The organism is Eubacterium ramulus, assembly GCF_045002895.1.
GTDB lineage: Bacteria > Bacillota > Clostridia > Lachnospirales > Lachnospiraceae > Eubacterium_I > Eubacterium_I ramulus.
Genome location: NZ_CP173382.1, coordinates 790122 through 812100, shown reverse-complemented (window position 1 = coordinate 812100; position 21979 = coordinate 790122). Strand labels below are relative to the sequence as shown.

Annotated in this window: 21 protein-coding genes; 2 read left to right on the top strand and 19 right to left on the bottom strand. The window is 42.9% G+C overall.

Going from position 1 to position 21979, the window contains the following annotated elements:
* Position 1: 1 nt before the first annotated feature.
* From ACIRUQ_RS03670 to ACIRUQ_RS03655, 4 genes are all read right to left on the bottom strand, one after another.
* A complete protein-coding gene (locus tag ACIRUQ_RS03670; protein ID WP_022035821.1) occupies positions 2-1309 on the bottom strand; it encodes an amidohydrolase in 1308 nt (435 codons plus the stop codon).
* A 39-nt stretch (positions 1310-1348) separates the two neighbouring features.
* Positions 1349-2179 carry a purine-nucleoside phosphorylase gene (locus ACIRUQ_RS03665; protein ID WP_022035822.1) on the bottom strand — a complete coding sequence of 277 codons (831 nt, stop codon included), beginning with the start codon at positions 2177-2179 and terminating at the stop codon, positions 1349-1351.
* Positions 2180-2446: 267 nt separating this feature from the next.
* Entirely contained in the window at positions 2447-3919 is a 1473-nt protein-coding gene (gene spoIVA, locus ACIRUQ_RS03660; RefSeq protein ID WP_022035823.1) for a stage IV sporulation protein A, read from the bottom strand.
* A gap of 143 nt (positions 3920-4062) precedes the next feature.
* Complete coding sequence (locus ACIRUQ_RS03655; RefSeq protein ID WP_021737907.1) at positions 4063-4485, bottom strand: C-GCAxxG-C-C family protein; 423 nt, start codon at positions 4483-4485, stop codon at positions 4063-4065.
* Between the two features lie 351 nt (positions 4486-4836).
* Between ACIRUQ_RS03655 and ACIRUQ_RS03650 the strand changes: the two genes are divergently transcribed.
* On the top strand, positions 4837-5199 hold the full coding sequence (locus ACIRUQ_RS03650; protein WP_252261338.1) for a winged helix-turn-helix transcriptional regulator: 363 nt from the start codon (positions 4837-4839) through the stop codon (positions 5197-5199).
* Positions 5200-5350: 151 nt separating this feature from the next.
* Here ACIRUQ_RS03650 and gltA read toward each other — a convergent pair whose 3' ends face one another.
* The 10 genes from gltA to ACIRUQ_RS03600 form a co-directional block, all read right to left on the bottom strand.
* A complete protein-coding gene (gene gltA / locus ACIRUQ_RS03645; RefSeq protein WP_055289738.1) occupies positions 5351-6736 on the bottom strand; it encodes an NADPH-dependent glutamate synthase in 1386 nt (461 codons plus the stop codon).
* Entirely contained in the window at positions 6736-7626 is an 891-nt protein-coding gene (locus ACIRUQ_RS03640) for a sulfide/dihydroorotate dehydrogenase-like FAD/NAD-binding protein (protein WP_021737910.1), read from the bottom strand. Before ACIRUQ_RS03640 ends, gltA begins: the two co-directional genes overlap by 1 nt.
* 440 nt (positions 7627-8066) lie before the next feature.
* Positions 8067-9143 carry a butyrate kinase gene (buk, locus tag ACIRUQ_RS03635; protein WP_044962586.1) on the bottom strand — a complete coding sequence of 359 codons (1077 nt, stop codon included), beginning with the start codon at positions 9141-9143 and terminating at the stop codon, positions 8067-8069.
* Between the two features lie 10 nt (positions 9144-9153).
* Positions 9154-10074, bottom strand: a complete 921-nt coding sequence (locus tag ACIRUQ_RS03630; protein WP_055289736.1) for a bifunctional enoyl-CoA hydratase/phosphate acetyltransferase — start codon at positions 10072-10074, stop codon at positions 9154-9156.
* Between the two features lie 414 nt (positions 10075-10488).
* The gene (locus ACIRUQ_RS03625; protein ID WP_022035829.1) at positions 10489-11166 is read right to left on the bottom strand and encodes a GntR family transcriptional regulator; all 678 of its coding nucleotides are present in this window, start codon (positions 11164-11166) and stop codon (positions 10489-10491) included.
* Between the two features lie 167 nt (positions 11167-11333).
* The gene (locus ACIRUQ_RS03620) at positions 11334-11522 is read right to left on the bottom strand and encodes a hypothetical protein (protein WP_021737915.1); all 189 of its coding nucleotides are present in this window, start codon (positions 11520-11522) and stop codon (positions 11334-11336) included.
* Between the two features lie 14 nt (positions 11523-11536).
* Complete coding sequence (locus tag ACIRUQ_RS03615) at positions 11537-12400, bottom strand: 3-keto-5-aminohexanoate cleavage protein (protein WP_021737916.1); 864 nt, start codon at positions 12398-12400, stop codon at positions 11537-11539.
* 162 nt (positions 12401-12562) lie between these two features.
* Positions 12563-13573, bottom strand: a complete 1011-nt coding sequence (locus ACIRUQ_RS03610) for a cyclase family protein (RefSeq protein WP_021737917.1) — start codon at positions 13571-13573, stop codon at positions 12563-12565.
* Positions 13574-13646: 73 nt separating this feature from the next.
* Positions 13647-14594 carry a 3-hydroxyacyl-CoA dehydrogenase family protein gene (locus tag ACIRUQ_RS03605; RefSeq protein ID WP_021737918.1) on the bottom strand — a complete coding sequence of 316 codons (948 nt, stop codon included), beginning with the start codon at positions 14592-14594 and terminating at the stop codon, positions 13647-13649.
* Between the two features lie 138 nt (positions 14595-14732).
* A complete protein-coding gene (locus ACIRUQ_RS03600) occupies positions 14733-15527 on the bottom strand; it encodes an SDR family NAD(P)-dependent oxidoreductase (protein WP_021737919.1) in 795 nt (264 codons plus the stop codon).
* 324 nt (positions 15528-15851) lie between these two features.
* Between ACIRUQ_RS03600 and ACIRUQ_RS03595 the strand changes: the two genes are divergently transcribed.
* A complete protein-coding gene (locus tag ACIRUQ_RS03595; protein WP_022035830.1) occupies positions 15852-16211 on the top strand; it encodes a cupin domain-containing protein in 360 nt (119 codons plus the stop codon).
* A gap of 127 nt (positions 16212-16338) precedes the next feature.
* On the opposite strand, the gene ACIRUQ_RS03590 is transcribed toward ACIRUQ_RS03595, so the two are convergent.
* The 5 genes from ACIRUQ_RS03590 to ACIRUQ_RS03570 form a co-directional block, all read right to left on the bottom strand.
* Complete coding sequence (locus ACIRUQ_RS03590) at positions 16339-17139, bottom strand: ABC transporter ATP-binding protein (protein WP_021737921.1); 801 nt, start codon at positions 17137-17139, stop codon at positions 16339-16341.
* Positions 17139-18071 carry an ABC transporter permease gene (locus ACIRUQ_RS03585; RefSeq protein ID WP_055289733.1) on the bottom strand — a complete coding sequence of 311 codons (933 nt, stop codon included), beginning with the start codon at positions 18069-18071 and terminating at the stop codon, positions 17139-17141. Before ACIRUQ_RS03585 ends, ACIRUQ_RS03590 begins: the two co-directional genes overlap by 1 nt.
* 25 nt (positions 18072-18096) lie before the next feature.
* Positions 18097-19164, bottom strand: coding sequence for an ABC transporter substrate-binding protein (locus ACIRUQ_RS03580; RefSeq protein ID WP_022035150.1), 1068 nt, complete (start codon positions 19162-19164; stop codon positions 18097-18099).
* Positions 19165-19665: 501 nt separating this feature from the next.
* Entirely contained in the window at positions 19666-20610 is a 945-nt protein-coding gene (locus ACIRUQ_RS03575; protein ID WP_021737924.1) for a GTP-binding protein, read from the bottom strand.
* 223 nt (positions 20611-20833) lie between these two features.
* Positions 20834-21934 (bottom strand): CobW family GTP-binding protein, encoded by a 1101-nt coding sequence (locus ACIRUQ_RS03570; protein ID WP_055289731.1) that lies wholly within the window; start codon positions 21932-21934, stop codon positions 20834-20836.
* Between the last annotated feature and the right edge of the window lie 45 nt (positions 21935-21979).

Below are 21979 nucleotides of genomic sequence, written 5' to 3'. Positions count from 1 at the left end.
TTTACCCTTCCATTGAGCGGATGATCCGATTTGCTTCTTTATAAATGTCTGCCGGTTCGAATCCAATAGAAAATTTCTGCTCTTCATACAGGATTTTTCCATTGACCATGGTCAACTTGACATTTTGCTTGCTTCCGCTGTATACAAGATTTTTTACGATATTATTCTCCGGCTGCATATTCGGCTGCTGCAGATCGATCATGATCAGATCCGCTTTTTTACCGGCTGCCAGACGGTCGCAATTATCCAGCCCCATCGCATGCGCACCACCTGTCGTGGCCATATACAGGATTTTATCCGCACTGATACACTCTGCATCCATTTCACGCACCTTCGCCAGTGCACTTGCCAGAAACATTTCCTTAAACATATCCAGGCTGTTGTTGCTCGCAGGTCCGTCTGTACCGATCGCCACCGGAATACCTTCCTCTACAAATCGTTTCAGCGGTGCGATACCGCTTGCCAGCTTCAGGTTGGATGCCGGGCAGGTAACTGCGGTCAGCTGACGTTTCTGAAAGATCTCAAAATCTTTATCATCAAAATATACACAATGGTATCCACCGCCGCCATACTCATACATGCCAAGTTCTTCCGTCAGCTGCGTCGGCGTCTTGCCATAACGCTCCAGACACTCCTTCACCTCATTCTGAGTCTCGGAATTGTGCAGGAATACCGGTGATTTATATTTGTGTGCCAGATCAGCGATTTCCTGCATCAGTTCCATCTTTGTCGTATACTCTGCATGGAAACCGATCATGAACGAAGTCAGGTCGCTGGTCTCATTGACTTTCAGATAATTTTCCTCAACAACTGCCGCACTTCCGCCAAAACTGTTTACACCGGACACCTGAACGGCACGGAATCCACACTGAGCTGCCACCTGGGCATAGACCGGTGGAAAATAACACATATCAAAGCTGGTAGTAATACCGCTGGTCAGATATTCCATGATACCAAGCACTTCCAGCGGACGGATGTTTTCCGTATCCAGCTTGTCCTCTTTTGGGAAACACATCTGATACAACCACTCCTGCAACGGAAGATCATCTGCATAGGAACGTAAAAATGTCATATAAGTATGTGCATGGGCATTCTTAAATCCCGGCATCAGCAGATTGCCTTTTACATCAATCTCGCGTTCCCATGCCGGCTGCTCCATCTGAAGTTCTGTACAGATTTCTGCCGGATTTTTGCTCTCGCCCACATAACAGATCGTATCTCCTTTTACCCAGAGTTCTCCGTTGATGATATCAAATCGTTCCTGCTCATTTAATGTCAGGATTTTTGCATTATAAAAGCGAATGTTCATCTTCTTGCCTTTCTCATTTTGTTTCTATGATTCGTCATTCTACTGGTTTGCAATATTCACTATGGATGCCGTGATCAGCTGCTGGAACAGCGGTGCCACCCGGTCTGCCGTCTCCTGGATTTCCGCATGTGTCAGCGGATTTTCTGAAATACCGGCCGCCAGATTGGAAATACAGGAAATACCGCAGACACGCATTCCCATATGATTTGCCGCCATAGCTTCACAAGCGGTACTCATACCGACTGCATCTGCCCCCAGGCTCCGATACATCCGAATCTCCTCCGGAGTCTCATAATTCGGTCCGGTAGTCTGCACATACACACCTTCTTTTAACGGAATTCCACAGTTCTTTGCCGTATTCCGTATAATCTCCTGCAGATCCTTTTTATAAACCTCACTCATATCCGGGAAACGGGTTCCAAGTTCCTCAATATTCGGTCCGACCAGCGGCGATGGTACAAAACTGGAAATATGACCGGTGATCAGCATAAAATCTCCAGCGTGCATGCCTTTCTGCATTCCTCCGGCAGCATTGGTCAGGAACAATACTTTGGCTCCAAGCATGCCCATCAATCTTGTCGGAAGCACCACATCATGCATGTCATAACCTTCGTAAAAATGCACTCTGCCCTGCATGATCACCACCGGAACATTCTGGATATAGCCAAATACAAACCTTCCTTTGTGCCCAAGTACCGTAGAGACCGGAAATCCTTCAATGTCATGATAATCCAGAACCGCCTCCACCTGAACCTGCTCTGCATAATCACCAAGTCCGGAACCGAGAATCAGGGCTACCTGCGGTTCGAAACTAATCTTTTCTCTCACACTGTGGTAACATCTCAATAATTTGTCATATTCTTTACTCATACCATCCTTCTCCTTTTTCTCCGTTTTATGTTGAATCGTTATACTTTTCACATAGATAGTAAATTATAATACCACAAATCAAAAAAATGAACAAGTCCCGGACATTTCTGTGCTATTCTTTTTCTTTCCTTTTTTCCCACAAAACAAATATCTTTTATGATATGTCAAAAAGGAAACTGACATTCTGAAACGCATATGCTTTACAGAATATCAATTTCCTTTTTGCTAAAATGCCAATCTTTATTTTACCGGTTACCCCTTTTATGGTTACAAAATAATGCACACAAGCCCGCCATTGTTATCATTCACGATTTTCTTCATCGTATCCTGCAGTTTCTGCTGGCTTTCCTCATCCATCATCGTAATCTTCCGCCGGATACCATCTTCCACCAGTTCACCCAATGATTTTCCGAAAATATTTGTCTTCCAGAGCCCTTCCGATGTATTCTGATTCTCTTTGATATACGATACCAGATCTTTGGCCTGCTCCTCGCTGCCGATGATCGGTGCAATCTCTGTCTCAATATTTGCCTGTATCATATGTATGGATGGAGATGATGCCTTCAGCCGGACACCATACTGGTTTCCATGCCGGATCAGTTCCGGTTCTTCCACAGAAATTTCATCCATGGACGGTGAAACAACGCCATACCCAGTACGTTTGACACTTTCCATGGCATCCGCCACCTGTGCATACGCATCTCTTTTTTCCGACAGTTCCCGGAGTAATGAGATCAGTTCATACTCTCCGTGAATCGGAACCCCTGCCAGTTCACTGATATTTTCATAATAATAGTGCTCATCCACCTGAAAACAGATTTTTGCCGTACCGCACGCCAGATCCGTCACTTCCAGCCGGATTGACGAGATTTCTTCTTTTTCCGGTTCAAAAACAACACCTGCAATGTCCTTCATCTGTTCCGCCTGTTCCAGAATCCTGCGTGCTTCTGCAATAGCTGCTGCTTTGATCTTGTGGGATATCGGCAGCATCTCCACCCATTTGGGCAGATAAAAATCAAGCTCTGTCACCGGAAATTCATACAATGCCTCTTGCAGAATCCGGCAGATATCCTCCTGCTTCAGCTGTTCACAGTTTACCGGAAGGACACTGACACCATATGTTTCCTTCATTTTTCTGCTCATCTGCATGGATGCATTACTGTGGGGTTTCGGTGTGTTTAGCAAGACCACAAAAGGTTTTCCGATTTTTTTCAGCTCCTGAACCGTCCGTTCTTCTGCCGGAACATAATTTTCTCTTGGAATATCTGTAAAACTTCCGTCCGTGGTCACCAGAATTCCAATGGTGGCATGCTCCCGGATCACCTTTTCCGTACCGATCTGTGCAGCCTTTGCAAAAGGAATCTCATGGTCAAACCAGGGTGTCTTCACCATCCGCTCATTCCCATCTTCCATGTGGCCGTTCACTCCGTCGATCAGATATCCGACACAATCGATCAGCTTCACCTTTGCAGTCACATCATCCTCCAGCTGAAGGCTTACGGCCTCTCTTGGAATAAACTTCGGTTCCGTGGTCATGATCGTTTTCCCCTGAGCCGACTGAGGCAGTTCATCCACGGTCCGCTTTTTTGCCGCAGAATCCTCCATCTGAGGCAGCACCATCACATCCATGAACCGTTTGATAAATGTCGACTTGCCGGTACGCACCGGTCCAACCACACCAAGGTAGATATCTCCACCGGTTCTGGCAGTAATATTCTGATAAATATTCGTATTTGTCATAGCAGTCATCCTCTCCTCTTCTGCTTATGCATATGCGGCATGGAGCTGATTTATACCGGAAAAGAGCGAAAAAAATATCACTGTAAGGCGTCTTAGCCTGCAGGATACTTTTTCCGCTCTTTTTTCGTCCGTTTATTCAACCACTAATCGTCTAACAAATATTCTCCCAGAATGCGAATACCATCCTCGATACAGCCGTCACAGCTGCGCAATACTTTCCCGGTATCAATTCCTTTCAGTTCCCGACAGACAATGGATCCGTTCTTTTTCTCAAATTCAGCTGCCAGTTCCCGCACTTTTTTCATCGTCTGCGGCTTTGTATCACAGGCCTGCAGATCTCCCGAACTGTTTGCCAGTCCAAGTGCCATAAACATCGCAGTCACTGCACCGCAGGTCTGCATCATGCCGCCCATGCCGGCGCCGAATCCTTCAGAGATACGAAACAGCGTCTCCTCGTCGATTCCCAGTTCTTCCGCATAGGAACAAAGCACGATCTGCGCACAGTTATATCCTCTCGTATGTTTATCCTTGATTTCTGCTACACGTTCTTCTATTGATTTCATCATCTTCTCCTTGTCATTTCTACTTATTCTTCTTCGCTTATTCATGTTACAGTTCACTTGCGCTCATTATATCATGAACAAAAACAGTTCATGATTGGCATTCACCACTCGTCAATCATACAAGTATGTTGACTCGTTTGCGTTCATTATATCATATTTTAATGTTTTTTCCCTGAATCCATTGAATTTTTCTTCAGAAACTGTTACACTATAGTTACCCTTTTGATACTAAATTACTTTTTCAAACCAAATAAAATTAACAAAAAGAAAAATTTCGGAGGTGAAATACATTTCATGCAACAAACTGTCAATCCCTATCATTTTGTTACAAATTGTATTTCCGGAAAGTGGAAAATGACGATTCTTCATCATATCCACCATTATGGAAAAATTCGTTTTAACGAAACAAAAAAGACACTCGGTGTCAGTGAAAAAGTTTTAAGTCAGCAGTTGAAGGAACTGACCCACGACGGACTGGTACAAAGGATTCAGTATAACACAATCCCATTAAAAGTCGAATATATTCTCACACCGCTGGGCGAGGATCTGATTCCGGCACTGGATATTCTTTACATCTGGAGTATCCGCCGGCTGACAGACTTAAATCTTCCTATTGATCCGGATGCATTCAAAGTACATACGGAACTTAAGTATCGAGATCAGTTAAAAGATATCATGGATACTTACATGAAAAAACATCCTTCTGTTGAGGAGTAAAGCAAAATATGGTATACAAAAAAAGCTGCTTTCGCAGCTTTTTTTGTATTAGGATAGGATATTATATAGCTACAAACAAGGCGGATCTTTCCAGCCTGTGTAACTTGCTTTGATATGGTCTCGCATATGCTCGACCCGAAATCGATGTGACTTATTTGTTTGTCACATACTCATAAATTGCATGTGCTGCATGTTTTCCTGCACCCATTGCAAGAATAACAGTAGCGGCACCTGTAACTGCATCACCACCGGCATAAACACCCTCTTTGGTTGTTTTTCCGTTCTGCTCGTCAGCTACGATACATTTCCATTTATTTACTTCCAGACCCTCTGTTGTTGAAGAAATCAGCGGGTTTGGAGAAGTTCCCAGAGACATGATGACGGTATCAACATCCAGGACAAAGTTGGAACCCGGAATCACCTGCGGACGTCTTCTTCCAGACTCATCCGGCTCACCAAGCTCCATACGAACACATTCCAGACCGGATACCCATCCGTTCTCATCCTCATGAATCTTCACCGGATTTGTCAAAAGATCGAAGATAATACCCTCTTCTTTTGCATGATGAACTTCTTCCACACGGGCCGGAAGTTCTGCTTCACTTCTTCTGTATACGATATGAACCTCTGCGCCAAGACGAAGAGCGGTTCTTGCTGCATCCATTGCTACGTTACCGCCACCAACTACTGCTACTTTCTTGCCGCCGTGAATTGGTGTATCATAATCTTCTCTGTATGCGCTCATCAGATTATTTCTTGTCAGGTACTCGTTTGCGGAGAATACACCATTTGCATTTTCTCCCTCGATACCCATGAATTTTGGAAGACCTGCTCCGGAGCCGATGAATACAGCCTCAAAACCTTCCTCATCGATCAACTGATCAACGGTTACTGCTTTACCGATAACTACGTTTGTCTCAATTTTAACGCCAAGATCTGTTACATTGTCAATCTCTCTTGCAACAATCCGCTTTTTCGGAAGACGGAACTCCGGAATACCATAACGAAGTACTCCACCTGGCTCATGCAATGCTTCAAAAATTGTAACATCACATCCCATTCTTGCAAGCTCACCTGCACAGGCCAGACCTGCAGGACCAGAACCTACGATTGCGATCTTGTGTCCGTTTGCCGGAGCCGGATCCTGCTGACGATAATGGAATTTTGCAGCTGCATCTGCTACAAAACGCTCCAGCTTACCGATGGAAACAGCCTCGCCTTTGATTCCGCGGATACATTTTCCTTCACACTGGTTCTCCTGCGGGCATACACGTCCACAAGTAGCCGGAAGAGATGTATACCGAGAAAGAATTTTGTAAGCCTCCTCAATCTCTCCAACTTTTACTCTGCCGATAAATGCAGGAATATCAATAGAAACCGGACAGCCTTCGATACATTTTGCATTTTTACATCCAAAGCATCTCTGTGCTTCCATCATTGCTTCTTCTTTATTATATCCATAACAAACTTCTTCGAAATTCGTTGCTCTTACCTTTGGATCCTGCTCTCTTACAGGAACTTTTTTTAACATATCCATTAGTTGTCACCTCCGCAGTTTCCGCATCCACCATGATGTGTATCTCCTTCGCGCAGTTTCAGGATTGCACGTCCCTCTTCTGTCTTGTACATCTGCTGACGTTTCATTGCCTGATCAAAATCAACCAGATGTCCGTCAAACTCCGGTCCGTCTACACATGCAAATTTGATTTCATCCCCTACCTGTAAACGACATGCGCCGCACATACCGGTACCGTCTACCATGATCGGGTTCATGGAAACAATCGTCGGAATATTCAGCTGTTTGGTAAGCAGACATACGAATTTCATCATGATCATCGGTCCGATTGCCACACACACATCATACGGTTGTTCGGATTTTTCTGCCAGTTCTTCAATCGCTGTAGTAACCATTCCCGGAATACCATAGCTTCCGTCATCTGTACATACATACAGATTGCCTGCTACTGCTTTCATCTCATCCTCAAGAATCAGCATCTCATGATTTTTTGCTCCGACAACAACATCTACATCAATACCATGCTCATGCATCCATTTTACCTGTGGATAAACCGGTGCTGCTCCAACACCACCTGCCACAAACATAATTTTTTTCTTTTTCAGTTCTTCTATATCTTCCTCAACAAGTTCGGATGGACATCCCAGCGGTCCAACGAAATCCTGGAAAAAATCTCCTTCATACAGAGCTGTCATACGTTCTGTGGAAGCGCCTACTACCTGAAATACAATCGTAACGGTTCCGGCTTCTCTGTCATAATCACAGATTGTCAGCGGAATACGCTCTCCGACTTCATCCATTTTTACTATTACAAACTGTCCCGGCAAACAGGATTTCGCTACTCTCGGTGCATTTACTACCATATAATAGATTTTATCAGCTAACTGCTTACGTTCTAAAATCTTATACATAAGGACCTCCTCTATTGTTAATGAATTAACTTGCTTTTTATATTGTATACAGATTTTTTGTGTTTTTCAACTACTTTCTGCATATATCTTTGTTCTAATTCATATACATCACTCACTATCTAATAATTATGCATTTTTTCGCATAAAATATTGATAATTTTTAAACGATATGTATACAAATGATACACTTTTGCTTTATATTCAAGTCGAACGCACGTGAGATTTGGTGCGTGATTCTGGTCAGCGAAAGCTGACATATTCTTCTCAGAATCACTGCACATCTACACATCTCTGCTTCGTATACTTTTCCATTTCTATGAATGACTATTCGCTTTATGAAATATTTCTACGTATTGAAGAAAACTCCTGATTTCTCAGGAGTTTTCTTCGGATAGGTATAATTTTGGGAATCAGAAAAATCGAATCAATTTTTCTGGTTTTTACTGTGGTACAACCTTTGTAAATGTTTTGGCTTCCTCTTCTCCACGCTGAACACGCAGTGCACCAAGCGCAAGAGATTCCATTTCATTTTCTCCGGCATATACGATTACCGGTGCGATAAATTCCACACGTTTTGCAACTTCTTTGGTAAAATACTCAGAATATGCAATTCCACCGGTCAGAATGATATTGTCCACTTTACCGTCAACATAAACAGCAAGTTTGGCAATATTTCTTGCCACATTTAAAATCATTGCATCATAGATAAGTTTGGCTTTTTCATCGCCATCCATCATCATTTTTTCAACGATTCTTGTATCATTCACACCAAAGTAACCCATAAGACCACCCTGTGTTTTTACTTTTTTCATCATGGCTTTTTTACCCATGCCTTCACGGGTAGCCATATCAATCACCTGGAATGCAGGCAGTCCGCCGGCACGCTCCGGTGAGAAAGGTCCTTCATCATCAGAGATCATATCAACAATCTGACCTTTGTGGTGCAGGGATAAGGTGATTCCGCCACCCAGATGTGCAACAATTACAGAAATATCACGGTATGGTTTGTTGTTTTCTTTTGCATATTTCATAGCTGCTGCACGCATGTTCAGATTGTGTCCCATACCTTTACGCTGCATCTCCGGTAAACCGGTTACTTTTGCAAGAGGCTCTAACTCATCCACGGTTACCGCATCATAAATGTATGCCGGGATAGCAAGCTCTGTGGCAATAGCATTGGCAATAACTGCACCAAGATTAGATGCATGCTCATTCTGCGGTGCATAAGTAAGTTGCCATACCATATCTTCATTTACTCTGTAAGCACCTGCCTTGATCGGTGGAAGAAGTCCCCCACGGGATACAATGGCTGTCAGATCTTCTTTGTGCACTCCATTTTTTTCCATGGTTGCAACAATCAGATCTTTTCGCATCTCATACTGATCAATAATATTTTCAAAAGGCTTTAACTCATCCTGGGAATGCTCAATACTTTCTACAAATAACGGTGTCTCATCCTGATAAACCGCAATTTTTGTGGAAGTGGAACCCGGGTTCATGACTAAGATTTTTTCCATGTGAGTCTCCTTATTTGTTTTTGCCGGCACTTACTGCTGCTGCTAATGCGAGAGAAAGGAATTTCTCTTTTGCAGAAGATCCTCTGGAGCAGAATACAATCGGTACCTGAGCACCAACTACAAAGCCTGCCATGTTACCCTGTGCAATGATTGTGATGGATTTTCCAAGAATATTTCCAACCTGGATATTCGGAACAAGGATAACATCCGCATCGCCTGCAACCGGGCTTTCAAAACCTTTGATGTCTGCACACTCTTTATCCAGAGCAATATCCAGGGAGATCGGTCCCTCAACAACACAGTCTTTGATCTCGCCGCGCTCGTTCATTTCTTTTAACTCACGTGCTTCTACTGTCTCAGGCATTTTCGGATTCACTTTCTCTACAGCTGCAACTGCTGCAATCTTCGGATTCTCATATCCAAGAGCCTTCAGAGTCTCTACGGTATTCTCGATGATCTGTGCTTTCTGCTCCAGTGTCGGATAAGTCATCATACCACCATCTGTAGTAACAAGAAGTTTATGATAATGTGGAAGTTCATCAAATACAAAGTGGGACATTACACGACCGGTTCCGAGACCTGTCTCTTTATTGACAGCCGGTTTTAAGATCTGTGCTGTCTCCATTTTACCTTTCATCAGGAAATCACCTTTTCCCTCATGGATCAGGGCAACGGCACGTTTTGCAGATTCATCTACATCCGGAACATCATAAATATCTTCTTCCGGAACAACCAGACCGATCTCTGCACAGATTTTATTAATCTCTGCTTTATCTCCAACCAGAACAGGTTTTGCAATTCCTTCTTCCTGTGCATGTTTGATTGCCTGTAATGTATGCTCGTCCTGAGCTGCTGCAACGATTACACGCATCGGCTCCGGAAAACCTTTTACACGTTCTACGATCTCATCAAAGTTTTTAATAACTGCCATATCAAAATCCTCCTGCGTTTTATTTATATTTCCGAGTTTCTGTTGAAACTCTTTTCTCATTCAATGGTTTTTATTATAGCATGTTTCTTTTTGCACCGCAATAAAAATTTGCAAGTTATACTTTATATTTTGTATTATGCACGATTTTTTGTTTCATTTTTAAAGGAACTGAATGAAATTACCGAATGCGGACACGGATTCGGTAATTTCACTTCAGTTCCAATTTACACTACAAAAAAACTCAACATTTATACTCAGTAAAGCGGATATTCGCAATCCGCTTCGCTACTTGCTCATAACCGAATGCTGCTTTGCAGCTTATCAGGAGTGGCTTGCACCACTCCTGATACAAGCAAGTTCCAACCCACTGCTTATTGCTTTACGCAATTGAGGCAGGGGACTTGCTTGATTCGGTTAAAATCTGTTTTTCACCGTCTCAAGATTTTTCAAAATATAATCTCTGGACCAGAGCTGATGTGCCTCCAGACCGTCACAGATCTTAGAGAAGTCTTTATTGGCAACTGCCTCATGAATCTGCTCAAAATAAGTGATACCGGAATGATACTGTTCTCCACTGCCGCCTTTTTCTCTCGGCATCGCAAACAATGCATGCAGAATCTCATCCATTCCTGTCATGGAAGTAACTTTTGTCATCAGCATCTCATTCTTGGAATTTTTGTAAAATACATCCAAAATATTACGGATGCATCTGCAGCTCTCGATGACACCATTGGAAGAACGATATTCCTCAATATATTTTCCGATCTCATCTGCCATCTGCTGTGCATCACCATTGCGCAATGCATTTCTTGCAGCTACCATCTGATACGCAAATGCAATCTCCTGGATTTCACGGACATCTTCTTCTGTGATATCGATGACTCTCGCACCCACATTATTTTCAAATTCAATTAACCCCTCGTTTAACAAACGGTTCAGTGCCTCACGCACCGGTGTGGAACTGACACCATACTCCTCCTGCAATTTACTTACATTCAGTTTACTTCCAAACGGTATTTTCAACTGAACGATTCTCTCCCTTAACTTTTCATACACCTGATCAACCAGGGATACCCTTTTAATGACTGCCATTTTCTTTACTCCTGTCTTAATGCTTTTTGCATAATACACATTTCACATTTTGCACAATATCAAATGTACAACATATTATGACACAAAAATGTATACAATGCAAACTATTTATGGCACAAAAAAAGAAACACGATCAAAATCTTTGCGATTTCAATCGTGTCTCTCTCCTACTCTACTTCAAAGTATTCATTATCATCTACCTGACGGGCACCTTCTTTTTCATAGACACCCATAACATGACACTCCGGGCAGAAACCGAACTCATCACCGAACTCAGTCATAACGTCCAGTGCGTACTCAAATTTCATACCGCATTTCGGGCAGTGATAATACATATATAAAGCTCCCCAGGTCATAAGAAAAGGTCTCCTTATTTAGCTAAGCCAAGAATCTGACGTGCCTCATCCGGTGTAGCAACTTCTTTGCCATACTCTTTGATCACACGAACTGCTCTCTCGATGAACTGAACGTTGCTCTCTGCAAGCTGTCCTTTTGCATACATTACGTTATCTTCCATACCTACACGGATATTTCCGCCAAGTGCTACTGCACCATAAAGCATTTCCATAGCACTGTGTCCAACACCGAAGCAGGACCATGTGTAGTTTCCTTTTCCTACTAATTCATCTGCTGTCTCTTTCATGAAGATCAGGTTCTTCATAGAACCGGCAATACCGTTTGCACAACCCATGCAGAACTGGAAGTGTACCGGTGTTTTCAGAACGCCTTTTTTGATGTAGTAAGCAGCGTTTCCGATCATACCAGGATCAAAAGCCTCGATCTCCGGTTTTACACCTAACTCCTGGAATAACAGACCACAATCTGTTAAGAATTTCGGTGTATTTAAAAATAATCCGCTGTTTAACCAGTTCATGGAACCACAGTCATAGGAAGCCATCTCTGGTTTTAATTTTTTAACGTGAGCAACACGGATTTCATCATCAGCGTGGATATCTCCGGATGTTGTAAGATTTAATACGATATCGCAATCCGGATATTTTGTATGGATCAGGTTTACAGTCTCTTCAAATTTAGCTGTATCCATTGTTCCGTTACCTTCATCATCTCTCATATGAAGATGCGCTACTGCAGCACCTGCTTTCCAGCATGCATAAACGTCATCAGCGATCTCCTGCGGAGTCATCGGTACGTTCGGATTGTTCTCTTTTTTTGGCCATGCGCCTGTTACAGCAGCTGTAATAATAACTTTATTTTTTAATGCTTTGTTATCCATTCTAATTTCCTCCCTTAATATTACTTCTTATACAATGTAAAACTTATTTCATTCCCTATAATCAGATTTTATTTCATGTCTTAACGGTTGTCAAGTCTTTGAATAAGCCCACTGCATTTCTGCAATGGGCTTATTTTCATTTTCCTAAAACCTCACCAACAATTATTTGTTGCGGTTGAACAGTCTCTGAATGTAGTCCAGGCAGCTAAGTCCGTACTCTTCCTCATCACCGTAACCTGTTCCGCAGTATTTGTATTTTCTGTCCGGAACTGTCGGGTCAATGTTCTCTTCGTCAACATAAGCAACCGGATGAGCCATAGAACCATCGCCCATGTACCATCTGATTGGGTAGCAGTGGAAATCGAACCATTTACCCGGAACGATCTTATCAAGATCACCACCAAGGTTCTCAACACCAACGATACCATGACCAAGCATCTCTTTATGACATGGCTCCCATGTTCCCCAGATACCAATTGCCTCTAAGTCACCGAATTTCTTGTCATATGCTTCCTGACCATGGATACGGATGTACTCGAATTTATCAAACTCAGCGTAAGCTTCCTCACCAAAGAGCTCTTTGTACTCTTCAACGATTGTTTTACCTGTAGCTCCAAGAAGGTTCATTCTTGTCATACCGTTGTTACCCATAGCTGTGTGAAGCGGATGATCCAGAGCCTGTCCGTCCATAGCTACACATTTAACGCCCTGTTTTACAAACCATTTACCAGCATCTACACCAGTACCTGCTGCGTAATGATAGTAAGCTTTGGAATCATCGAAGTAACGATGCATTCCGGAGTTAATGCAAAGAATTTTTCCTTTCAGATCGCCATCTTTTAAGCCGTATTTTTCCATACATGCATCCAGATGTTTGTCTGTGATCAGTCCCCAAGGCTCGATATCAATTTTGAAAACGATAGCCTGTCCAGCATAAGCATCAGCCGGCATCTCATGTGTGTAACGAGCACGTTTGCCGTCAAACTCATACTCCATAACGTGACGCGGTGCATCACAATGTGTACCGGTATGCATTGTACATGTGATTCTCTGTGTAAGAACGCCACCTTTTGCCATGGAATGTGCTCCTACGATCTCCGGTTTGTCAAAGTACGGCCAACGTGGAATCTCTGCGCTAAATGGATGTGATAAATCAACTACAACTTTTGCCATTTTATTAACCCTCCTAGATTATTAAAAAAAATATGGTTCATAATAAGTATATCTACAAATAAACAAAGGATCTTTATTTATTGTAAAGCATTTTGATCAGGTACTCGTTCAGACCACCGTTAATTTCTGCGATTTCCTCATCTGTATATTTCATAAATCCTTCATGAACACCGTCTACTTTCTCTGCACGGAAACCATTTTTGCCTTCCTCAAGCATCTGTTTCAGTAATGGAGAAGCATCATGTCTGTCTTCCAGATCTTTTAATACATAGTTGTGGATATTGGATGTGAGCTGTGTGCTTACCATATCAGAGTTTACTAATGGCGGTAAGTATGGCAGTCTCAGACCAAAGCTGTATTTACATGCATCATCAACAGTCTTTGCATCCGCAATGCCTCGCTCAACGATTGAAATAGCCTCGCGCCATAATGCATGCTGCATTCTGTTTGCGATGAATCCCGGAACATCTTTTTTACAAAGAACCGGTTTCTTTCCAGCCTCTGTCAGAACATCGATCACTGTCTGAGCAACCTCATCTGTGGTAGCATCTGTTTTAACAACTTCTACCAACGGAATAAGGAATGCCGGGTTCCAGAAATGTGTACCGCAAAGTCTCTCGCGATGTTTACATTTTGCAGAAATCTCTGTCGGGCTCATAACGGATGTATTTGTACAGAAGATACAGTCATCTGCCACATAATCCTCTAACTGTGCGAACAGATTCTGTTTCATCTCCATCTCTTCTAATACACATTCAACAACCATCTGTGCATTTTTAACACCTTCGTCGTTCAGATCCTGTGTAAAGCTGATTTTGGAAACGATCTTGTCTACATCTGCCTCTGTAACGATTTCTTTTTCAACAAGAAGTTTCATATTGTTGCGGACTTTAGCCTCAACATCAACCGGGAAAACATCATATACAGTAACCTTTGCATCATCAAGTCCTGCAAGGATCTGAGCGATAGCGCTTCCCATCATTCCGCCGCCGCATACTAAGAAATTCTTAATTTTACTCATTATTTTGCATCTCCGTCTTATTCATCATTTACCGGAATCCCGACTAATGTCAGGATTCCATATTTTTTGTAATAAGTCTGCAATCATGGTTTTTGCCGCCACATCACATGACCTTTTTTCATTATCAGAGGATAATGATTAGCAGGTTAAGTAACCGCCGCTGCAGTCGCAGTTAGCGCCTGTGATATAGTTGGAAGCATCGGATGAAAGGAAGATTGCATATCCAACGAAATCTTCCGGCTCAGCCAGACGTCCGATCGGCTCACGTTTCATGAAGTTCTGGTATACTGCTGATTCCGGATCAAACATCCACTCTGTCAGCTCACTGCGGAATACAGTCGGGCAAAGAGAGTTTACATTGATGCCGTATTTAGCAGAAAGGTCACAAGCCATGGAAGAAACCATAAGATCTGCTCCACCTTTGGATGTACAGTATCCTGTGTATCCAGCCATACCGCGTTTGGAACGCTGAGATGTAACAACTACCATCTTTCCGCCTTTGCCCTGAGCAACCATCTGCTCTGCAACGTATTTGCATACAACGTATACAGATTTGCAGTCAGCATCCATAATGTACTGCCAGTCAGCTACAGACTGCTCTAAAATATTCTGAGGTTTGTTGAATCCGTGGCAAACAGCAAGGATATTGATCTCACCATATTTTTCAACGGTAGCTTTCATTAAAGCTGCAACATCTTCTTCTTTTGCAGGATCTGCTGCATAATATGCACACTCGATATCCTCTGCTTTAAACTCAGCCTCAAGTTCCTGTAATTTAGCAGCATTACGTCCGGTCATCATAACTTTTGCTCCTGCGTAACCATATGCTTTTGCAAGAACTTTTCCTAATGCTCCTGTTGCACCTGTTACTAATGCAACTTTACCTTCTACAGAAAACATGTTGTCGACAAAGTCTTTTTTTAAACTTACCATTTCCCAAAGTCCTCCTTAAAATTTACATTGTGTTTTATTCTTGATTCCGGTTGTCGATCTATGACATCCGAAATGAGATATCTTGAATGAATCCGACGTTTTCCCATTCGTCATTTTCATCAGCTTCAGTATAGTTCATGTCCCTTTTTTATGCAATACATACAATATTGTAATCAAGTTACTGTACGGTAATTCAGTTTCCTTTTTGTACATTATCACCAACATTTTTTTGTTTTTTTATGAAGAAATTGTTGATTTTTCCTTATACTGGTTGTATACTTATGTTTGTAAAAAATGTCAGAAAAGAAAGGAAGGTCTTATACTATGGCTGGCTACAAAATTACTAAAAAAGATGCTTATTATACTTACGAGGCACCGGGACACAAAGAGTGCAAATTATGCAGACTTCATGATCCGCAGGATATCGATGGCGGAAGACTGATCAACGGTCTTTCTCACTTCCTTCCAAGTGGCGGCGGCACAGAATTCGGAGACAACGCTATGGAGTCTATCTACTACATTGTTGAAGGAACCATGTTATTCAAAGGCGATGACGGTGTTGAGACAGTTCTGGAAGCAGGTGACAGCGTACATATCGCTCCACACTCCAAAAAATGCGTTACAAATATCGGTACAACAACCGCTCAGATGTTAGTAGTTCTTTTACCGGAAGCTGCTAAATAATCTTATTCCAGTCTGAATAAAACGAATGATAGAAAAAGAACCCGGATCAATGAGATCCGGGTTCTTTTTCTATCATTCGTTATGTTGTCATATCATATGTTCTGTGTCTTCTTTTTTCCATGACAGATCAGGATAACAAGATCCGGTCGTTGTCCAACTGTGCACCAACACCCTCTTTGAATTTTTCCAGAAGGTCGGCTACCGTCAGACCTTTCCGCTCCTCATCTTTGATATCCAGTACGATCTCACCGGAATTCATCATCAACGTACGATTTCCAAGTTCCAGCGCTGACTGCATATTGTGAGTGATCATCAGGCAGGTGATCTTGTTTTCTGCCACGATCCGTTTTGTCAGATTCAGCACTTTCTCTGCGGTAGCCGGATCCAACGCTGCGGTATGTTCATCCAGAAGCAGGATCTTCGGAGTAACCACCGTCGCCATCAGAAGTGTCAGGGCCTGCCGTTGTCCTCCGGATAACAGTCCCACCGGATTTTTCATACGATCTTCCAATCCCATATCCAGCAGTGCCAGTTTTTCACGGAACATTTGCTTTTCTTTCTGGGAAATCCGGCTGAAAAATTTGCCTTTTACAGCGGAAGCCCGCAGGTAAGCCAGAGCCAGATTTTCCTCAATACTCATATTCGGAGCCGTTCCTTTCATCGGATCCTGGAACAGGTGACCGATGTATTTACTCCGTTTGTATTCTTTTTCATAGGTAATGTCCGTTCCATCCAGGATCACTGCTCCTTCGTCCGCAAAAAATGTTCCGCAGATTGCATTGAACATCGTTGATTTTCCGGCACCATTGCTTCCGATAATAGTTGCAAAATCACCGTCCTGCAGTTCCAGATTCAGATGGGACAATGCTTTCTTCTCATTTACCGTTCCCGGATTGAATGTCTTGGATACATCAATTAATTGAAGCATTACAGATTCCCTCCCTGTTTTCTTTTTGCCATTGCCACACGTTTCGTTTTCATAAATGCAGCTTTCTGTCTCAGATACGGCAGAGAAATTGCCACTGCGACAATAATGGAAGATACTAGTTTCAGGCACTCTGCCGGCACATTAAACCGTAATGCGATAGCCACGATAAAACGATACAGACAACTTCCCAGGATAACACCAAAAATCCGTTTCGCCACACTTCCTTTCCCAACCAGCGTCTCACCAATGATCAGGCTGGCCAGCGCGATCGTCACCTGGCCGGTTCCGATGTTGATATCACAGGAACGCTGATACTGGGCCAGCAGTCCGCCGGACAGACCCGTCATGGCATTTGCCACGCACAGACCGACGGTAATCGTAAAGATCGGACTGATAGAAGAAGCCCGCACCATAAACGGGTTGTCGCCGGTTGCCCGGATGGATAATCCAAGCCGGGTTCCCAGAAACAGAATCAACACGATTGCAACGATCACAATGATAATAAGAATTGCAATAATCTCATACCAGTTGCCACCAATGGCTTCTTTTGCCATCGTGAAAATAGTTTTGCTGGCAAACAGGTTGATGGTGGAAGAAAATCCCATGACTGCAATATTGATGGTGTACAATCCCGTATTTACGATAATACCCGCAAGAATAGATTCCACTCCAAGGCGGGTCTGTAGGAATGCAGTCACAAATCCGGATGCCACACCGGCTCCCATCGCAGCCAGCAGTCCCAGAAACGGATGTCCCTGTAAAGTTACCATAGCGCAGACTGCACAGCCGAGAGTAAAACAGCCATCCGTGGAAAGATCTGCAATATTTAAAATCGAAAATGATACAAACAGCGCCAGCGCAACCAGCGCATAGATACATCCCAGTTCAATGGCACTCTGTGCCAGTGAAACAGTAAAAATTGATGACAACATAATGATTGATACTCCTGCTTTTATTTTATTTGAATTCCTGAGCAGTTGTAGTTTCTTTTACCTGCTCACACATATCAGCAAACATGCTGTAATCCAGACCAAGTTTTGCTGCTGTGTCTGTATTGATGGTTGCAATACCATTGTTCATAGTCTGTACCGGAGTTGTTGCCGGGTCAGCACCATTTACCAGAATATCCACTACCATGTCGGCAGTTGCCTTTCCAAGTTCCTCATAATTTACACCATATCCGCAGAATGCACCGTTTAATGCGAAGGAATCAGCGCCGCAGTACTGTGGAACTTTTGCATCCTGGAATTTTTCAAAAATAGCAAGTTCTGCTGTCATAACAGTATTGTCGGTCGGTGTAAATACTGCTTCACAACCTGCTGCAATCAGTGCATCCGCACCAAGGGAAATCTCATCGTTTGTTGTTCCTGTTTTCTCCACACATTCAATTCCTTTGGCTTCCAGATATTTTTTTGCATCTGCAATCGGCTGTGTAGAAGCATCCTGTCCTTTGTCATATAACAGACCAACTTTCTTGATATCCGGCTGAGCTGCCAGCATCAGATCAAGAATTGCTTCTGTGTCAAGCATATCTGAAGTACCTGTGATATTGCTGCCCGGTTTTTCCATACTGTCTACCAGTCCTGTGATAACCGGATCAGATACTGCTGAAAATACAACCGGTGTCTGTGTCTCTTCTGTTGCCGCCTGCATTACCATTGCAACCGGTGTTGCAACCGGAACGATAGCATCTACACCGTCATTGATCAGGTCGCTTGCAATCTGGTTCATGACGGTTGCATCTGCCTGACCGTTATATGTGTGGCCATCGTAATCAAATGTCACACCAAGTTCTTTTCCTTTTGCATCCAGCTCTTCTTTGACCGCTTTTACGATCTGATTTAAGGATGCATCATCTACATACTGTACAATACCTACTTTGTACACTTTTCCATCTGCTGCCTCTTCTGTTGCAGATGTGTTTTTTCCTGCATCTTTCTGGTCAGTAGACTGACCACCACAGCCTGCTAAAACAGTTGCTGCCATTGCACATCCAAGTACCATTGCCAAAATTCTCTTTTTCATCTTTTTACTCTCCTCTTCTTTCATATTGTTTATTCAGAGCCAGCCATCTCGATGTGGCTCACATGCCCTTCTTGAACCCTGTTCAAGAAGTATCCCTCCCAAAAACAGTTCGGTCAAATCTGCTTGGCTCTGAATATAACAAAAAACCGCCTCAAGATAAACTTATCCTGAGACGGTAATAAACTTGTTATTATCGCGGTACCACTCAAATTGACGTAACGCCCACTCTGTTATGTACGCATTCATACATACCGACTTGATAACGGGTTCGGATCCCGGCATCCCCTACTCTCAAATCAATTTCAGGAAGCCCTCAAAAGTCCATTCAGCTTTCTCCTCATGCTGCACTCACACCAACGGCAACTCTCTGAAAATCAGTTCGACATTTCTGTCTCCAGCTTACTACTCTTCTTCAACGGTTTCAATTTGTTTTCTTATATGTGCTTTAGTCTATTACATTCTTGAAATTTTGTCAATCAGTTTTCTGATTTTTCTCACATTTTATGTGAAGTATACGAGACTGTCTTCCGGTTCTTCCGCCTTTACCACTTCTTTTGCATACAGAACCGGTCCTTTTCCCCGATATTCCTTTGCAAACTCATTGTGGATCTGTGCAGTCACATAGACCCAGGACTTATGCGGAATCTCCATCGCATTCTCATATTTACATTTCAGACCGATAAACTGAATATCCTCTGCACAACAGGTCATGGCAAAACGTCCCGGTACCATCATCGGTTTTTTACCGAATTTATCCGGACGGTAGACAAGTCCCAGAAAACGAACGGTCTTTCCTTCATATTTCTGCGGATTATCCTGAACATCCAGATAAAAGATACCATAGTCTGCATCTGTAATCTCGATGACATCCTGTTCCAGATCATATGGAAGTTCATCTGCGTCGCTCTCATCAATGGTTCCGTCTTCCCGTTCATATACAATCTGTGCACGACGGTTTACAGCCTTGATCGTTCTGCGGAATTTTGCTTTCGGCGTATCCGCGGTACAGCGGTTAAATATAACCACATCTGTATGGAACACCTGCTCCATCATCATGGCACGCATATTATTCAGATACATCTCAAAAGTGGATGCATCCACGGTAGCCAGAGACTGTACGATCTCCCATCCTTTCGGGAGCTTCATCTCAAGAATCTTCGCTGCTTCCCAGGTACCGTTATACTCGATAAACACCTGATCCGGTTTGATTGTTTCATCACAATCTTTCAAATATTCTTCTGTGAATTCTTCTTCTGACTCCACACCCACAACTGTAATTTTGTTTTTTGCCAGTGCTTCTTCATCGTATTCTTCATCACCGTCTTCGCAGGCAATGATCAGACTGCGGGATCCGATACCGAAATCGTTCTCCTGCAGGGTCTGTGTGATCAGGGAAGTTTTTCCACTATCCATAAAACCGGTAAATAAATATACTGGTATATCCATATTTGCTCGTTTCTCTCTTTTCTAATATATTTTTTTCTTCGTAAAGCGGACATTCGCAATCCGCTTTTGCTACTTGCTCATGAACGCAGCCGCTTTGCGACCTGTCAGTGGGAGCTTTTAACTCCCACTGACATAAGCATCCCCCTTATCCACCGCTTAGTGCTCTACACACTTGAAGCGGGGGATTGCTTATTCTGCGTTCAAATGCTCCGACGGCTTATGTCTAATTCAGTTCAAACAGTTCCTCTAATTTGTGCTCATCAATATTCGTACCGATGACGCAAAGACGTCCGGTGTAATCCGGCTCACCGTCACGCAGTTCATACTCACCCGGAACCATATCAAAGTAGATCCATGTACCATCCTCTGCCGGAACCATTCCCTTTGCACGCAGAATGCTGCCGTAATCTTCCGTATCACAGAAGATCTTCAGGATAGACTCGATCTTCTCTTTTGTATATTTATGCGGAGTCTCTTTGCCCCAACTTGTAAATACTTCATCTGCATCATGATCGTGATGATGATGATCATGGTCATGGCATCCACAGGTGCATCCTTCACCATGGTCATGATCGTGATCATGGTCGTGGTCATGATGATGGTCGTGGTCGTGATGATGGTCGTGGTCATGCTCATGATGATGCTCATGCTCATGGTCATGATGATGGTCATGCTCGTGGTCATGATGATGTTCTTCGTATTCTTTCATCATCTCCTGCATCAGCGAATCCTGCTGTTCGACAACGTTCAGAATCTGCTCACCGGTAATAGCATCCCAAGGAGTTGTAATGATTGCAGCCTTTGGATTTACTGCCTGGATTTCTTTTACACAAAGCTCTAATTTTTCTTCTTTCGCATTCTGGGTACGGCTCAGAACGATGGTTGTTGCATTTGCAATCTGGTTATTAAAAAATTCACCGAATGCTTTCATCTGTTTGGAAGCTTTCATTGCATTGACAACCGTTACCAATGCGTTTAATTTAACATCGTGATCTTTCTCCATATCTTTTACGGAAGACATAACATCAGAAAGTTTGCCTACTCCGGACGGCTCAATGAGAATACGATCCGGATGATAAGTCTCGATGACTTCATTCAGGCTGCGATTGAAATCGCCTACAAGAGAGCAGCAGATACAACCGGAATTCAACTCTTTGATCTCAATCCCTGCATCTTTTAAGAAACCACCGTCAATACCGACTTCACCATACTCATTCTCTACCAGAACGACTTTCTCTCCGGAAAAAACTTCTTCCAGCATTTTTTTAATAAAAGTTGTTTTACCGGCTCCGAGGAATCCGGAAATAATATCTATCTTTGTCATTTTATATCATCCTTTCTTCATTTATAAATTTCCACCCTTTGACAG

What these genes read in the sequence shown, in the direction of transcription:
- ACIRUQ_RS03570 (WP_055289731.1), bottom strand. Translation starts at nt 21,934, where the DNA reads ATGACAAAGATAGATATTATTTCCGGATTCCTCGGAGCCGGTAAAACA.
- buk (WP_044962586.1), bottom strand. Translation starts at nt 9,143, where the DNA reads ATGGAAAAAATCTTAGTCATGAACCCGGGTTCCACTTCCACAAAAATT.
- ACIRUQ_RS03605 (WP_021737918.1), bottom strand. Translation starts at nt 14,594, where the DNA reads ATGAGTAAAATTAAGAATTTCTTAGTATGCGGCGGCGGAATGATGGGA.
- ACIRUQ_RS03590 (WP_021737921.1), bottom strand. Translation starts at nt 17,139, where the DNA reads ATGCTTCAATTAATTGATGTATCCAAGACATTCAATCCGGGAACGGTA.
- ACIRUQ_RS03655 (WP_021737907.1), bottom strand. Translation starts at nt 4,485, where the DNA reads ATGATGAAATCAATAGAAGAACGTGTAGCAGAAATCAAGGATAAACAT.
- ACIRUQ_RS03575 (WP_021737924.1), bottom strand. Translation starts at nt 20,610, where the DNA reads ATGGATATACCAGTATATTTATTTACCGGTTTTATGGATAGTGGAAAA.
- spoIVA (WP_022035823.1), bottom strand. Translation starts at nt 3,919, where the DNA reads ATGACAAATACGAATATTTATCAGAATATTACTGCCAGAACCGGTGGA.
- ACIRUQ_RS03625 (WP_022035829.1), bottom strand. Translation starts at nt 11,166, where the DNA reads ATGGCAGTCATTAAAAGGGTATCCCTGGTTGATCAGGTGTATGAAAAG.
- ACIRUQ_RS03670 (WP_022035821.1), bottom strand. Translation starts at nt 1,309, where the DNA reads ATGAACATTCGCTTTTATAATGCAAAAATCCTGACATTAAATGAGCAG.
- ACIRUQ_RS03580 (WP_022035150.1), bottom strand. Translation starts at nt 19,164, where the DNA reads ATGAAAAAGAGAATTTTGGCAATGGTACTTGGATGTGCAATGGCAGCA.
- ACIRUQ_RS03630 (WP_055289736.1), bottom strand. Translation starts at nt 10,074, where the DNA reads ATGGCAGTTATTAAAAACTTTGATGAGATCGTAGAACGTGTAAAAGGT.
- ACIRUQ_RS03585 (WP_055289733.1), bottom strand. Translation starts at nt 18,071, where the DNA reads ATGTTGTCATCAATTTTTACTGTTTCACTGGCACAGAGTGCCATTGAA.
- ACIRUQ_RS03665 (WP_022035822.1), bottom strand. Translation starts at nt 2,179, where the DNA reads ATGAGTAAAGAATATGACAAATTATTGAGATGTTACCACAGTGTGAGA.
- ACIRUQ_RS03650 (WP_252261338.1), top strand. Translation starts at nt 4,837, where the DNA reads ATGACGATTCTTCATCATATCCACCATTATGGAAAAATTCGTTTTAAC.
- ACIRUQ_RS03600 (WP_021737919.1), bottom strand. Translation starts at nt 15,527, where the DNA reads ATGGTAAGTTTAAAAAAAGACTTTGTCGACAACATGTTTTCTGTAGAA.
- ACIRUQ_RS03610 (WP_021737917.1), bottom strand. Translation starts at nt 13,573, where the DNA reads ATGGCAAAAGTTGTAGTTGATTTATCACATCCATTTAGCGCAGAGATT.
- ACIRUQ_RS03640 (WP_021737910.1), bottom strand. Translation starts at nt 7,626, where the DNA reads ATGTATAAGATTTTAGAACGTAAGCAGTTAGCTGATAAAATCTATTAT.
- gltA (WP_055289738.1), bottom strand. Translation starts at nt 6,736, where the DNA reads ATGGATATGTTAAAAAAAGTTCCTGTAAGAGAGCAGGATCCAAAGGTA.
- ACIRUQ_RS03595 (WP_022035830.1), top strand. Translation starts at nt 15,852, where the DNA reads ATGGCTGGCTACAAAATTACTAAAAAAGATGCTTATTATACTTACGAG.
- ACIRUQ_RS03615 (WP_021737916.1), bottom strand. Translation starts at nt 12,400, where the DNA reads ATGGATAACAAAGCATTAAAAAATAAAGTTATTATTACAGCTGCTGTA.
- ACIRUQ_RS03620 (WP_021737915.1), bottom strand. Translation starts at nt 11,522, where the DNA reads ATGACCTGGGGAGCTTTATATATGTATTATCACTGCCCGAAATGCGGT.